The sequence below is a fragment of the Mesorhizobium sp. M0029 genome, assembly GCF_040323735.1.
Lineage (GTDB): Bacteria > Pseudomonadota > Alphaproteobacteria > Rhizobiales > Rhizobiaceae > Mesorhizobium.
Genome location: NZ_JAMYVF010000010.1, coordinates 135,658 through 149,230 on the forward strand (window position 1 = coordinate 135,658; position 13,573 = coordinate 149,230).

Genomic DNA, 13,573 nt, shown 5'->3' on the forward strand with positions numbered 1-13,573 from the left:
AGGCGGCAGCTTCGCGCCTCATCTCGGACTCAGGGGTGAACCTAAGTGCTCCTCGAAAGCGGACAACTGACTTCTTCGCCCGACTATTCGCCAGGGTCGAACTCACCTTTGAACAAGACTGTCTCCACCGGCCCGAGGGGATTGACGATCCGGCTCTCCAGGACTTCGACAAGTTTGCGTCCGACACCCGCTATGTCCACGAAATGAACGCCGATCTTCGCAGGCAAGAAGCGTGACAGCCGCGTGCTGTCCCGAGTGACAATGTGGATGTCACTCCCTGGCGCGAGACCTCTTCTGCCAAGAGCGTGTAGTGCCCCCAAAAGGCCCAGTTCGTTGGCGCAAGCCAAGCCCGTCGGCGGATCTGACCAGGCCAGCATGCGATCGAACCAGGCTGCGCTCGATTCCATGGTGAACATTCCATGACCGATCAGCGACTGGTCGATCGGAATACCAGCCTCGGCCATTGCCCTTCCATACCCGGAAAGACGCATGGCACTCGCCTGGTCGCCCGGAACGAGAAGTTGCAGCGCAATGCGTCGGCAGCCCTTGTCCATGAGCCGCCGGGTCGCCTCGTAGGCAATCTGTTCATTGTCGATGTCGACATAAGGATATGCTGTATCCAGGTCAGTTCTTCCAAACGCGACGAATGGCATGCCTCTATCCAGCAATAGCTTAACGCGCGGATCACCCGAGACCATGCGCGTGATAATCAGTCCGTCTGTGCTGCCCGCCTGAAGCTGTCGCTGCACACTCTCGATGGGGTCATCATCGGGCGTGGTGGAGTAGATGGATAGACTATAACCCGCTTGCCGCGCCGCCAGCGTCATGCCTTCGATTAACGGAAGCTTCAACAGATCGGACAGATGATCTTGTGTTTCCATCGGGTAGATTGCTGTCATCGTCAGCGTGCGGCCAGTTTTGAGCGCGAAGCCATGATGATTTGGTACATAGCCGACCCGCTGCGCCACTTCCTTGACGCGAGCGATGGTGGCGGGATGAACCTCCGGCCCATCCTTCAGCGCGCGGGATACGGTGGTCACCGAAAGGGAAAGTTCCGCCGCGATCTGTTTCAGGTTGGTCATGTCGCCCGACCTCATTTGCGAAAGCGCCGGCTGATTTGCTGACTTCCACTACGTGACCGAATTCCACCTCACGGTCAATCCAAGCTCTCGCTAAAGCAGCTTGACTCTCCTGCAATTGGATGCAATCGTAACGTTACGATTGGCGATAATTGGCCATTTTTAGCGCGTCTCAACAAATTCTAGGGAGGAGAACCTATGTCTTGGTTACGCATTTCATTGACGGCATTCGCATTCTCGGCCGCCGTGCCGGTCTATGCCCAATCAGTCACCATCACGACCGCGGGCGGCGATTATGGCAACGCCATGAAGGAAGCCATGTGGGCCCCCGCTGCAAAAGAGCTTGGCTATGCTGTCCGCGAGGAGACCCTCAGCGACGGCTTGGCCGCCCTGAAGATGCAGGTTACCTCGGGCGCGGTCACAACCGACGTCATTCACCTGGGCTCACCGGAGGGCGCGCAGGCCGCCGCACAGTCGCTGCTGGAGCCGCTCGACTACACGATCATCGACCCAAAGGCCGTGCCGGACGGCGCAAAGTCCGACTACTGCTATCCATTCGACTCCTATGGCACCGTCTTGTCGTGGAACACCAAGACCTATGGCGAAAACCCGCCGAAGACATGGGCGGAGTTCTGGGACGTTGCCAAATTCCCCGGCCGTCGTGCGCTGCGTGCCAATGCCCAGGACTCGATCGAGATCGCGCTGCTCTCCGATGGCGTAGCACCGGCGGACGTCTATCCCGTTCTCAGCACGCCAGAGGGTCTGGATCGCGCTATCAAGCGGCTCGAAGCACTCAAGCCAAATGTCGCCATTTGGTGGACCTCGGGAGCGCAGTCGGCGCAGTTGCTGAAAGATGGTGAGGCGGATTTGGTCGTTACCTGGAACGGGCGGGCCCAAACCGTAAAAGCAGATGGCGGCGCGGCCGACTACACGTTCAAGGGTTCCGTCATTGGCACCGACTGTCTTGCGGTGCCGAAAGGGGCGCCGAACAAGGAAGCAGCTATGAAGCTCATCGCAGCGATGACACAGCCCGCGCGCGTGGCGAAGCTGACCGACTTCATAGCCTATGGCCCGGTCAATCCTGCTGGCTATGAGGGTGGCCTTATCCCCGAGGACCGTCTCAAGACGCTGGCGACCGCGCCTGAAAATGCCGGCACTTCGGTGTTTTCGAATTCAGAATGGTGGGTCAGGAATGGCGAGGCTGCCCAAAAAGCCTTCGATGAGATGATGGCCCGCTGAGTCTTAGCTCTAAGGCTGAAGCACATGATGAAGTCGCTCCCGATCACCATCGACAGCGTGCGCAAGACCTATGGATCTTACGTCGCGCTGGACGATGTCTCGCTCGACATTCGGGCTGGCGAATTCCTCACGCTGCTGGGGCCATCGGGATCGGGCAAGACCACGCTGCTCATGGCGCTGGCCGGTTTTGTCCGGCCGGAGTCCGGTAAACTTTTGTTGGACAATCGGGACATTACCCGCCTGGCCCCCAACAAGCGCGACATCGGCATAGTCTTCCAGAACTACGCCCTGTTTCCCCACATGAACGTTCTCGCAAATGTCGAGTATCCGCTGGTGCTGCGCAAGACGCCGAAAGCCGAGGCCCGCCAGAGGGCACTCGACACTTTGGCCCGCGTGAAGCTCGAAGGTTTGGCGGAGCGCAACATTGCCGCTTTATCCGGCGGTCAGCGCCAGCGGGTGGCGCTGGCACGCGCAATCGTCTTCGAACCACGCGTGATGCTGATGGACGAGCCGCTGTCGGCGCTCGACAAGAATTTGCGCGAAACCATGCAGTATGAGATCCGGCGTCTGCACGATGATCTGGGGATTACTACGATCTATGTGACGCATGACCAGCGCGAAGCACTGATCATGTCAGATCGGATTGCGGTGATGAATTCCGGCCGTATTCAGCAGATCGACACGCCACAGCGGATTTATGATCGTCCATCGACCCGCTTTGTCGCGGAGTTCATGGGTGAGGCCAACATTGTGGCCCCGGGCGCGGCGCGCAGAATAGACGGCGCCGATGCATCAAGCGAAGCTCTGATGATCCGCGCCGAAAGCTTCCATCTTGATGCGAAGCTCGTCGGGCGAGACGGGGTGGCGCTCGAGGGAACGCTGCGCGCCAAGGCGTTTCGCGGCGAGAACTGGCTTTTGACGCTGGCGCTTGACGGCGGGCAAGAGATTCTTGTCTGCGTTCCGGCGGCGATGGCCAGCGGCTGCGGCGAGCTTGCGACCGGTCAGCGAGTGACCGCATATGCACCGGCAGCGAAAGTTCACGCGATACCGGGAGCAGGAGCGTGACCGTCATCGCCGATCCTGCGCTCGCGGCAGACGCACGACGCGAGCGGCGGTTCTTCCTGTCGCTTTCAGTGCCCGCGCTTTTGATCGTTGGGCTGGCGGCGATCCTGCCCATCGTCTGGATTATCCGGCAATCCTTCCTCACCACAGCGGGTGAATACACCGTCGGCAACTACGAGAAAGTGCTTTCGAGCGGACTGACATGGTCGGCACTCGTCACCACCCTTGAGCTGTCCGTGGGCACGCTGGCGATCTGCATTCTACTCGGTACCCCCTTGGCGCTCGCCCTGGCCAGCACCAGACCAAGGGTGGCCAATTTGCTGATGGCCTTCGTCATGCTGCCGTTGTGGACCTCCATTCTGGTGCGCACCTATGGCTGGCTCGTTCTGTTGCGACGCGATGGCCTGATCAACGCGGCTTTGACCGGTTCAGGCCTGACAGCTGAGCCCTTGCCGCTGGTCTACAACTTAACGGGAACGCTCATCGGCATGGTTCACTACATGCTGCCGCTCTTCCTGCTGCCCGTTTATGCGGCGATGCGCGATATCGATGCAAACCTCGTCCGCGCGTCGGCGAGCATGGGCGCCACTCTCGGGCAAACGATCCGCACGGTCATTCTGCCGCTTTCGGCCGGCGGCATCTTCTCGGGTTCGATCATCGTCTTCATTTACACCATAGGGTTCTTCATCACGCCCGCGGTGCTTGGCGGCGGCAAGGTAAACCCTCTTTCCACCCGGATCGAGCGCACGCTATCGACCTTCCAGGATTGGGGCTCGGCGAGCGTCCTGGGCATCCTGCTCCTCGTACTAATGGCGTTGGTGGGGGTGATGTTCCTGGCTGCGCGGCGGCTGATTGCCGGACGCAGCATCGGCACAGCCCATGCTTGAAGCCTATCCAGATAGCAGGCTGGCCCGCATCCTCCTGTGGAGCTTTTGCGCGCTCGTTATGGCGTTCCTGATGCTGCCGACGCTCGTCGTCGTGCCGCTCTCTTTTTCGGCGTCCAATCTTTTGGAGTTCCCGCCGCGCGCATACTCGTTGCGCTGGTACGAGGCTTTCTTCGGTTCGGCGGCATGGATGGCCGCACTCAGGACGAGCCTGATCCTTGGCACATTGACGGCGATGATCGCAGTGCCCCTGGGGCTGCTGGCCTGCATTTCGATAAATCGGCTCGGCGGAAAGGCCGCCATTGCCATTCAGGGTATTCTGCTAACCCCTTCTATCGTGCCGGGAATCCTGCTCGCGATTGGTCTCTTCTTTGTTCTGGCGGCCCAACGTCTGGTCGGAACGCTGTTCGGTGTCCTGGTCGGACATGTGGTGCTGGCCATTCCGGTCGCCTGCATTGTGTTGGTGCCCGCCTTGGCCCGCTTTGACTGGAACCAGGTTCAGGCGGCGCGCAGCCTGGGCGCAAACTGGGCAAGAGCCATTGGCGGAATAATTGTCCCCCAACTTCGGATAAGTCTGTTGTCGGCCACGCTGATGGCCTTCCTGACCTCGCTCGATGAATCCGTCATTTCGATCTTCGTCGCGAGTGGTCAAAACAGCACGCTGCCGAAGCTCATGTTCCTGTCGCTGCGCGATCAGATCGACCCGACCATTGCGGCGATCTCGACCTTGTGGACCGTCATCGTCGTGGTCGTTGTCCTCGTCGTGACCCTTCGCCAAAAATCCTGACCGAGATTGGAAACATGCCCAACAATCATCATGCAGCCGACGATCTGGCGGATCATTCAACGGACATACCCCAGGTGGGGTTGGCGATCATCACCGGCTCGGCGAATTGGGGTCTCGCCTTTCCGGAAGATGTCGAAGTCGATGGCGTCCGCACCTTGCAACGAGACATGAGTTTCGAAACCCCTTTCGGTCCCAGCGACAATTGGAAACTGCTCGAATTCGACGCATCTATTACCGTCGAGGGCAAAACGAAACGTGCCCTGTGCATGTATTCGCACGGCAATCCCCGAGACCATATCGACCATTCCTGTCATCGCCGCGCGTTCTGGGTCTTGATGAAAGCGGGTGTAAGGCAAGTGCTGGCCTGCTCGACCGTTGGCGCCGTCAACAAGGCGATCCAGCCCGGCGACATAGTCGTAAACGCCGATATCATCGAACTGTCGCAGACCCCGTTTTCACTTCTGCCTGGCCGCCAGAGCTTCGACTGCTCGGGCAAGCAGATCGTATGTCCAAGATGTGCGGCATTGTTGGCCGAGACCGCCCGGCGCCATTGGCCAGCCGGATGCCGCGTCCATGGCATCGAGCAGCAGCTGGTGGCTGCCCACTGCTACGGGCCGCGACTGACAACTCCCGCCGAAGCTCTGGCGTATCGAAACATGGGAGCGGACGTGCTCAACCACTCGATCGCCCCTGAGGCCACCTTATCGCGCGAGATCGGCGCCTGTTTCGTGCCCCTGGCGTTCGTCACGGCCGGCTTCAACGACTATATGGACCGCGAGCGCCAGAAATTGCTGCAGGAGCACGTGCTGCCGAGCCTCTCTATGACAGCCTCGCGGGTTGCGCTGGAGACCGCGGCGCGACTTCCGGCCAATCCGGAATGCTCTTGCCACGGCTTGAAGTCGCCCCAACCGGCAGAGCGTTCTACCCGGTTCTGAAAAGCAGCGAGAGTCTGGGATCGTTCACTCGCAACGATGCTCGCGTCGAACTGAGAGTCCGCTTTTGAAGATCCCACGCCCGAAGCGTTCGGCCGCTTCCGGTCCAAAAGGCGACAACCAGACATCTGCTCTGCAGTGACTGCTTCGGGCAGTTGGCGGACCGCTTGGTGCGTCTTCAATGGCTGAAGACGAGCGGCGGTGCGATGCGGTCCCGCCGCAGCCAGCGCGCGAGCAGCAGCACCGCCACCACGGCCAGACCCGACGCCAGGCCGATCCAAATGCCGACGCCGTGCAGGCCGAAATGGAAGGCGAGCAGCACGCCGAGCGGCAGGCCGATGCCCCAATAGCCGATGGCGGCATAGATCATCGGCAGCTTGGTGTCGTGCAGGCCGCGCAGCATGCCGGCGGCAACGGCCTGCGCGCCGTCGAAGATCTGAAACAGCGCGGCAAAGGCCAGGAACGACACGGCCAGCGCGATCACTCTGGCGTTCGCCGGATCGGTCATGTCGATGAAGGCGCTGATCAACAGATGCGGCCACAGCACCATCACCAGCGCCATCAGCGCCATGGACGAGACGCCGATGACGAAGGCGGTCCAGCCGGCGCGCGAAACGCCTGCCGGATCGCCGGCGCCGTGGGCCAGCCCGACGCGCACGGTGACGGCCTGGTTGAGACCGAGCGGCACCATGAAGGAGATCGAGGCGATCTGGATTGCGATAGCGTGCGCGGCGAGCGAATCCGCATCGATCAGGCCCATCAGCAAGGCTGCTGCATTGAAGATCGTCACCTCGAAGGCGAGGATGCCGGCGATCGGCATGCCGAGCCGCAGCAGACCCTTGAAACGCGGCCAGTCGGAGCGCCAGAAGCGACCAAACAGGCGGTAGCGGCGGAACTTCTTCTCCAGCATCACCACGGCTGCCAGGCCGCAGAACATCAGCGTGCTCGACAGGGTGGTCGCCAGCCCCGAACCGGCAATGCCCATTGAGGTGACGCCGAGATTGCCAAACATGAACACCCAGTTGAAGAAGGCGTTGCAGGCGACGGCGACGAAGACGATGATCAGCGCCCAGCCCGGCCGCTCCAGCGCCGAGATGAAGGAACGCAGCACGATATAGCCGTAGAAGGGCAGCACCGCCCATTCCAGCCAGCGCAGATAGATGCCGGCCTGATGTGCCAATGCCGGCTCCTGGCCCATGGCCAGCAGAATGGCCTCGCCATGCCACAGCACCATCCAGATCGGGATCGAGATCAGGATCGCCAGCCACAGCCCTTGCCGCACGGTGCGGCGCAAATCGCGCACCGAATAGCGGCGGCGGCCAAGCTCGGTGGCGATCATCGGCGAGGTCGCCAGCATCAGGCCGAGGCCGAAGATCAGCGGCATGAAATAGAGGTTGGCGCCGAGCGCGCCGCTGGCCAGCGTGTCCGCGCCTAGACGCCCCATCATCATGACGTCTGTGGCGGTCATCGCGGTCTGGCCGAGATTGGTGAGCACCATCGGCCAGGCCAGCGCCAGCGTCGCCCTGATTTCCTGACGCCAAAGATTTTCCGGCGCACGAGCGCCGGCTTCGATCGCAGACATTGTCCTGCTCTTTCCGATTGCGGCGCGTCGGCAACGAGGCCGGAAGCCGCACTTCCAAACGGCAAAACCTTCGGTTTCGCAGCGTTTGCGTCGTTCTATTGGACGAAATGCGGCATGAAGGCAAGGGAGGACGGGCAGCCGGCGATTGAGCCAGAGGCGGGAACCATTCCTGCCGACGGCCCTTGGATCAGCCGATGCTTTCGCCGCCGTCGATCACCAGCGCCTGGCCGGTCATGAAGGATGAGCGGTCGGAGACGAGGAACAGGATCGCTTCGGCGATCTCTTCGGCGCTCGCCCAGCGCCCCATCGGGATCTTGGTGCGGACATAGGTCTCGATCGCCTCGCGGCCGCCCATTTGGGCGATGAACGGCTCGTTGAAGGGGGTGTCGACCCAGCCGGGGCAGAGCGCGTTGACGCGCACATTGTGCCGGGCATAGTCGAGCGACATCTGCCTGGTCATCGCCACCACGGCATGTTTGGACGTGGCATAGGCGATCATCTCGCGGTCGTAGAAGACGCCCGAATTCGAAGCCGTGTTGAGGATGACGCCGCCGCCTTGCGCGACCATTGCCGGCATGACCAGCCGCGCGGCCAGAAACTGCGCCCGTACATTGATGCGCCATGACGCATCCATACCATCGACCTCGACCTCGGTCAGCGTGCCGCCGACCTGGATGCCGGCGTGATTGTGCAGAACGTCGATGCGGCCATACTTGCCGAGCGTGCCGGTGATGAGCTGCCCGACCGCGGCGTCGTCAGAGACGTCGGTGACAACGGCCTCGGCCTGCCCGCCCACTGCCCGGATGTCCGCCGCTGTCGTCTCGCCGCTGGTCTTATCCCGGTCGGCGATGACCACCACAGCGCCTTCCCTGGCCATGATCATGGCGCCGGCGCGGCCGATGCCGGAACCGGCGCCCGTCACCACGGCGATGCGGTCTCTAAGGATCATGAATTTGTCTTTCAGCTGGATGGCTTGTTCAGTTTGACGGCTGGCGCTGGCGCAGCTGCCATTGGGCAAGCACCACCAGAAGAACCGAGGCGACGAGCACGATGGTGGCGATGGCGTTGATTTCCGGCGTCACGCCGCGCCGGATCGAGGCGAAGACATAGATCGGCAGCGTCGTCTGCGCGCCGGCGACGAAGAAGGCGACGATGAAATCGTCGAAGGAGAAGGTGAAGGCGAGCAGGAAGCCGGCGATCACCGCCGGCATGATCTGCGGCAGCACGATCGAGCGAAACGTCGTCAGCGGCGTGGCGTAGAGATCGCTCGAGGCCTCGACCAGGTTGCGGTCGAGGCTGGCGAGACGCGTGCCGACGATTATCGTCACCAACGCCATCGAAAACAGGCCGTGGGCGGCGATGATCGATCCATAGCCGAGCGACAGGCGCGGCGGCTGGTCGTTTGGCCAGATCGAGGCGAGGAACGGGTTGAGCACGCCAAACAGCTGGACCAGCGCGACAAGCGTCGAGATGCCGATGACGACGCCGGGAACGACGATCGCGGCACCCATCAGCGCGTCGAAGACGGCGCGGGTTCTGGGCCCGACCCGCGCGAGGCCGAGCGCTGCTGCCGTGCCGCACACCGCCGCCAGAAGCGCGCTGGTGGTGGCGATGAACAGGCTGTTCTTCAGCGCCTCGACCAGGAACGGGTTCGACAGCGCGGTGCCGTACCACTGCACCGAAAAGCCCGTGAACTCGCTGGCATGGCGGCCGGCGTTGAAGGAAAACAGCACGACCAACGCAATCGGCAGATAGAGGAAGGCGAAGACGGCTGTGACGAAGGCGCGCATCAGATCAGATCCACCCTGCGGGCGCCCGACACCCGTGTCGAGATACGGTTTGCCGCGATCAGCACCACCACCGAAACCGCCACCAGCGTGATGGCGATGGCCGATCCGAACGGCCAGTTGCGCGACTGCAGGAACAGGTCGACCAGCGCATTGCCGATGAAGAACACCTTGCCGCCGCCAAGCAGCGTCGGGATCAGGTATTCTCCGAGCAGCAGGATCATGACCAGCGAGAAGCCGGTCATCACGCCCGGCAGCGACAGCTTCAGCGTCACCCCCAGAAAGGTTGAGAGCGGGGCCGCGCCGAGATCGGCGGAGGCTTCCAGCAGCCTTCGGTCGAGCCGCTCGAGACTGACATAGATCGGCAGGGTCATGAGGGGCAAATAGCCATAGACGATACCGAGCAGCACGGCGCCTGGCGTGTTGATCAACCTGACATCCTCGATGCCGACAAAGGCCAGCAGTGCGGGAATGCCGCGTCCGCCCAGAATGTACATCCAGGCGTAGGTGCGCATCAAAAGGCTGGTCCAGAACGGAATGACGACGAGCGCAAGCAGGATCAGCCGCCAGCGCTCCGGCGCCTTCAGGGCGAGATAGTAGGCAACCGGGTAGGCGACGAGCAGGCAGGCAAGCGCGCCCACAGGCGCCAGCATCATCGTGTTCCAGAAGGCGGTCGCCCTTGCCGGGAGATTGGCGTATTGCGCCAGCGTGAAGGCGGCCTGATAGCCGCCCTCCGGCGCCCGCTCGCCGACGCTGAACACGGCAATGGCGACGAACGGCAACACCAGAAACACCACCAGCCACGCTGTAGCCGGAGCGAGCAGCAGCGCTGTCAGGATGTTATGCCGAAATCTGTTGCCGTGCATGGAAACCGCCCCGATGCCGGCGGACCTAGGCCCGCCGGTTTTCCGTTTGCGTCAGGCCAGCCTCAAGCCGACTTGAAGCGCGCCATCAGCTCGGCCCGGCCGGGATCGGTCAGTGTTGCCGCCGCGCCGAACTCGAGCGGCGTCAACAGGTCCGCCGCAGGATAGAGGATCGGATTGTCGAGCACTTCCTTGGGCAGCAGCTTGTTGACGCGTGCGTCGGTCGAGGGCGCGCCATTGGCGAGATGCTCCTTCACCGCGACCTCAGGGGTCATCAGATAGTTGAGCAAGGCATAGCCGGCCGGCTTGTTCGGCGCGTCCTTCGGGATGGCGTAGAAATCGGTCCAGATCTCGCCGCCCTCCTTGCCCAGCACATAGGCGATCTCCGGGATATCGCGATGCAGCTGTGCGCCATCATTCGTCCAGCACATGGTCAGCCAGGCGTCGCCCGCCCGCATGCCCGGCTGGTAGTCGGACGAGACCGCGAACAGATGCGGCTTGACCTTGAGCAGCAGCTCCTCGGCCTTGGCGAGTTCATCCTGCTTCAGCGAGTTGAAGGAATAGCCGTAATATTTCAGCGCGTTGCCGATGGTGGTCAGCTGGTAGTCGTGCACCATGGTGCGGCCATCGCCCTCAGCCATGGCGACGTCCCAGAATTCCTTCCAGCTGGTCATCGGCTTGGCCAGCTTCTTGGTGTTGACGGCAAAGCCCGTGGTGCCCCAGTTCTTCGGCACCGCGTAGGTCGTGCCGTCGATCGTGCCTTCCGAGGTGAAGCGCGGGTCCTCCTGGGAGCTGTCGAAATTCGGCAGCTTGGCCATGTCGAGCGGATCGATGATGCCGAGTTTCTTGTAGGTCGAGATCGTGTAGTTGGTCGGCACGAACAGGCTCCAGCCCGAGGCGCCGGCCTGCAGCTTGGCCAGCATCTCCTCATTGGAGCCGAACACGTTGACCTCGACGGCGACGCCGGTGTCCTTCTTGAAATTCTCGAAGGTCTGCGGGTCGTGATAGTTCGGCCAGGTGGCGATCGACATGCGGTCGCCGAGGTTTTCGGCGGCGAAGGCCGGCGTCGGCATGATGCCGAGCTCGCGCGCCATCACCGCGGTTGCGATGCCCAGGCCGGTGAGGCCGAGGAAATCGCGGCGGCCGATCGAGCCGCGCTTCAGGCGCATCAGCTGGTCGACGAAGTTCTCAGGGCTTATCGGCAGTCCGTCACGATATGATTTCGACATTTTTTGCTACCCTCTGGTTGGTCCCGTTGTTCTTGGTCTCCGGAAACGCCAGCGGCGTCCCGGAGGCAAAGCCGATGGCGACGGGTTCACCCGGCTTGAAGAGATTGCCGTGGCCGATCACATGGTCGGCCTTGGCCAGCAGCGTTCCGATGCCCTGCACCTCGATGGCGTATTCCGCCGTCGAGCCCAAGAAGATCCGGTTGCGCACGATGCCCTTGAAAGGGCTGCCTTTGGTGGCGCCGAGGCTTAGCGATTCAGGACGCAGGCTGACAGACACGGTCTCGCCCTGCTGCAAGGCGGTTCGTTTGCGCGCGGCAATGACGGTTCCGTCCGCCAGCGCCACATTGACAAGATCGCCTGTATGCCCGGCAACCTTGCCGCTCAACAGATTGGTCTTTCCGACGAAGTCGGCGACGAACAGGTCGGCCGGCTCGTCATAGATCTCGCTCGGCTGGCCGAGTTGTACGATGCGGCCGCCATTCATGACGCAGACGAAGTCGCTCATCGACAGCGCTTCCTCCTGGTCGTGGGTGACCAGCACGAAGGTGATGCCGATCTCGCGCTGCAGGTTCTGCAGCTCGATCTGCATATCGGTGCGCAGTTTCTTGTCGAGCGCCGCCAGCGGCTCGTCGAGCAAAAGCACCGCCGGCTTGTTGACCAGTGCGCGCGCCAGCGCGACGCGCTGCTGCTGGCCGCCGGAGAGTTCGTGGATCTTGCGGCGGCCATAGCCGGCGAGCCGCACCATTTCGAGCGCCTCGCCGGCGCGCCGGCCGATTTCCTGCGACGACAGGCGCGGCCGTGCCTGGCGCAACCCGTAGGACACATTGGCTTCCACATCGAGGTGCGGAAACAGCGCGTATTGCTGGAACACCATGTTGACCGGCCGGCGATAGGGCGGCGTTCCGGCCATGTCCCGGCCACGGATGAACACCTGGCCTTCGCTCGGCTGCTCGAAGCCGCCGATCATGCGCAGGCATGTGGTCTTGCCGCAGCCGGACGGTCCGAGAAGGGCGACAAAGGCGGAGGGCGGCACAGCCAGATCGATGCCGCTGACGGCGGTCACAGCGCCATAGCGCTTGGTGACGCCGCGAAACTCGATGTCGGGCACTGCGGTCAAAGTGCTGGCTCCAGCAACAGGGCTATTCCAGGACGCTACCAGAGCCAATGGCGTCTAGTATATACCTCGCTGGTGGTATATCTGATCTATTTTCTCGTTTAAGGGGGTATAGATTGAGTGCGTCCCGCAGCGACGAATACAGCCGGCTCGCAGCCCTTGTCGCGGCGACGCGAGAGATCAGCGGCGACCTGTTCGGCAAGGCAATGGTCGGCTGGTTGAGCCAGCATGTCGGCTTCGACCACTGCGTGATCTTCGGTTACCGCGGCGCCTCGCGGCCGCCGCTGCTGTTCGAAACCTTCTCGCCTGACGAGAGCCATGTCTTCGTCACGCTCTATCAGGAAGGACCTTATCTGCTCGACCCATTTCATCACGCGGCGGTGGAGCGCAAGGAGGGGTTCTGGCGCATGCGCGAACTGGCGCCCGACCGCTTCTATGCCAGCGAGTATTTTCGCACCTACTATAGCCAGACAAGGCTGGCCGAGGAGGTCGGCTTCTTCGTGCCGCTGCCCGGCAAGGATGCGCTGGTGCTGTCGCTGATGCGATTGCACGCCTCGGGTCCCTTCGGCACCGCCGATGCCAGGCTGCTGCGCGACATGGCGCCGGCGGTCATCAACTTCGCCCGGTTGCGCTGGCCCGCACTTGCGGCCGAGGAGCAGGACGAAGCGGAGCAGGGCGAGACGATCGCCGCCGTCAACGAGTTCGACCGCGCCCACATTTGGGAAAGCCTGTCGCTGACCCCGCGCGAAAAGCATGTCGTCGATCTGGTGCTGCAGGGGCATTCCACCGAGTCGATCGCAAGAGCCATGCGCATCGTGCCGGGAACGGTGAAGGTCCATCGCCGCAACATCCATCGCAAACTCGGCATCAAATCCCAGGCCGGGCTGTTCGCCCGCTTCATCGAGATCATCGAGAGCCGGCGTTGAAATCGCTGAGGCAGACATCGTTCACTTGCGGGCAACAGACTGCTACGGATTACCCGAAACCAGTCGCTTCCTCATACGCCCCGGAGAGC

The 13,573-nt window shown here is 62.3% G+C and carries 13 protein-coding genes; 6 read left to right on the forward strand and 7 right to left on the reverse strand.

The genetic code is table 11. The features are described 5' to 3' along the window. Positions 1 to 83 precede the first annotated feature (83 nt). The gene (locus NKJ76_RS18115; protein ID WP_023815995.1) at positions 84 to 1,082 is read right to left on the reverse strand and encodes a LacI family DNA-binding transcriptional regulator; all 999 of its coding nucleotides are present in this window, start codon (positions 1,080 to 1,082) and stop codon (positions 84 to 86) included. Between the two features lie 195 nt (positions 1,083 to 1,277). On the opposite strand from NKJ76_RS18115, the gene NKJ76_RS18120 reads away from it, so the two are divergent. The 5 genes from NKJ76_RS18120 to NKJ76_RS18140 are packed head-to-tail and all read left to right on the forward strand — an operon-like array spanning position 1,278 to position 5,986. Beyond that, positions 1,278 to 2,318 (forward strand): ABC transporter substrate-binding protein, encoded by a 1,041-nt coding sequence (locus tag NKJ76_RS18120; RefSeq protein ID WP_352538026.1) that lies wholly within the window; start codon positions 1,278 to 1,280, stop codon positions 2,316 to 2,318. Between the two features lie 27 nt (positions 2,319 to 2,345). Then, entirely contained in the window at positions 2,346 to 3,383 is a 1,038-nt protein-coding gene (locus tag NKJ76_RS18125) for an ABC transporter ATP-binding protein (protein WP_352538059.1), read from the forward strand. Beyond that, positions 3,380 to 4,267 carry an ABC transporter permease gene (locus NKJ76_RS18130; RefSeq protein WP_023703702.1) on the forward strand — a complete coding sequence of 296 codons (888 nt, stop codon included), beginning with the start codon at positions 3,380 to 3,382 and terminating at the stop codon, positions 4,265 to 4,267. Before NKJ76_RS18125 ends, NKJ76_RS18130 begins: the two co-directional genes overlap by 4 nt. After that, positions 4,260 to 5,051, forward strand: coding sequence for an ABC transporter permease (locus NKJ76_RS18135; protein WP_023703703.1), 792 nt, complete (start codon positions 4,260 to 4,262; stop codon positions 5,049 to 5,051). The genes NKJ76_RS18130 and NKJ76_RS18135 overlap by 8 nt, the downstream gene beginning before the upstream one ends. Further along, the gene (locus NKJ76_RS18140; RefSeq protein WP_352538027.1) at positions 4,994 to 5,986 is read left to right on the forward strand and encodes a phosphorylase family protein; all 993 of its coding nucleotides are present in this window, start codon (positions 4,994 to 4,996) and stop codon (positions 5,984 to 5,986) included. The genes NKJ76_RS18135 and NKJ76_RS18140 overlap by 58 nt, the downstream gene beginning before the upstream one ends. 175 nt (positions 5,987 to 6,161) lie before the next feature. Here the strand turns inward: NKJ76_RS18140 and NKJ76_RS18145 are convergent, their stop codons facing one another. From NKJ76_RS18145 to NKJ76_RS18170, 6 genes are all read right to left on the reverse strand, one after another. Continuing rightward, positions 6,162 to 7,565, reverse strand: a complete 1,404-nt coding sequence (locus tag NKJ76_RS18145; RefSeq protein WP_352538028.1) for an MATE family efflux transporter — start codon at positions 7,563 to 7,565, stop codon at positions 6,162 to 6,164. A 187-nt stretch (positions 7,566 to 7,752) separates the two neighbouring features. Then, the gene (locus NKJ76_RS18150; RefSeq protein WP_023700449.1) at positions 7,753 to 8,514 is read right to left on the reverse strand and encodes an SDR family NAD(P)-dependent oxidoreductase; all 762 of its coding nucleotides are present in this window, start codon (positions 8,512 to 8,514) and stop codon (positions 7,753 to 7,755) included. Positions 8,515 to 8,542: 28 nt separating this feature from the next. Further along, entirely contained in the window at positions 8,543 to 9,355 is an 813-nt protein-coding gene (locus NKJ76_RS18155) for an ABC transporter permease (protein WP_352510621.1), read from the reverse strand. Continuing rightward, the gene (locus NKJ76_RS18160) at positions 9,355 to 10,218 is read right to left on the reverse strand and encodes an ABC transporter permease (RefSeq protein WP_352538029.1); all 864 of its coding nucleotides are present in this window, start codon (positions 10,216 to 10,218) and stop codon (positions 9,355 to 9,357) included. Before NKJ76_RS18160 ends, NKJ76_RS18155 begins: the two co-directional genes overlap by 1 nt. 62 nt (positions 10,219 to 10,280) lie before the next feature. Further along, complete coding sequence (locus NKJ76_RS18165; protein ID WP_023819731.1) at positions 10,281 to 11,444, reverse strand: ABC transporter substrate-binding protein; 1,164 nt, start codon at positions 11,442 to 11,444, stop codon at positions 10,281 to 10,283. Continuing rightward, a complete protein-coding gene (locus NKJ76_RS18170; RefSeq protein ID WP_023700452.1) occupies positions 11,425 to 12,561 on the reverse strand; it encodes an ABC transporter ATP-binding protein in 1,137 nt (378 codons plus the stop codon). The genes NKJ76_RS18165 and NKJ76_RS18170 overlap by 20 nt, the downstream gene beginning before the upstream one ends. 113 nt (positions 12,562 to 12,674) lie before the next feature. Between NKJ76_RS18170 and NKJ76_RS18175 the strand changes: the two genes are divergently transcribed. After that, entirely contained in the window at positions 12,675 to 13,484 is an 810-nt protein-coding gene (locus NKJ76_RS18175) for a helix-turn-helix transcriptional regulator (protein ID WP_352538030.1), read from the forward strand. Positions 13,485 to 13,573 lie beyond the last annotated feature (89 nt).

Coding starts and splice junctions, on each gene's coding strand:
- NKJ76_RS18160 (WP_352538029.1), bottom strand. CDS start 10,218: ATGCACGGCAACAGATTTCGGCATAACATCCTGACAGCGCTGCTGCTC.
- NKJ76_RS18120 (WP_352538026.1), top strand. CDS start 1,278: ATGTCTTGGTTACGCATTTCATTGACGGCATTCGCATTCTCGGCCGCC.
- NKJ76_RS18155 (WP_352510621.1), bottom strand. CDS start 9,355: ATGCGCGCCTTCGTCACAGCCGTCTTCGCCTTCCTCTATCTGCCGATT.
- NKJ76_RS18145 (WP_352538028.1), bottom strand. CDS start 7,565: ATGTCTGCGATCGAAGCCGGCGCTCGTGCGCCGGAAAATCTTTGGCGT.
- NKJ76_RS18135 (WP_023703703.1), top strand. CDS start 4,260: ATGCTTGAAGCCTATCCAGATAGCAGGCTGGCCCGCATCCTCCTGTGG.
- NKJ76_RS18165 (WP_023819731.1), bottom strand. CDS start 11,444: ATGTCGAAATCATATCGTGACGGACTGCCGATAAGCCCTGAGAACTTC.
- NKJ76_RS18125 (WP_352538059.1), top strand. CDS start 2,346: ATGAAGTCGCTCCCGATCACCATCGACAGCGTGCGCAAGACCTATGGA.
- NKJ76_RS18115 (WP_023815995.1), bottom strand. CDS start 1,082: ATGACCAACCTGAAACAGATCGCGGCGGAACTTTCCCTTTCGGTGACC.
- NKJ76_RS18150 (WP_023700449.1), bottom strand. CDS start 8,514: ATGATCCTTAGAGACCGCATCGCCGTGGTGACGGGCGCCGGTTCCGGC.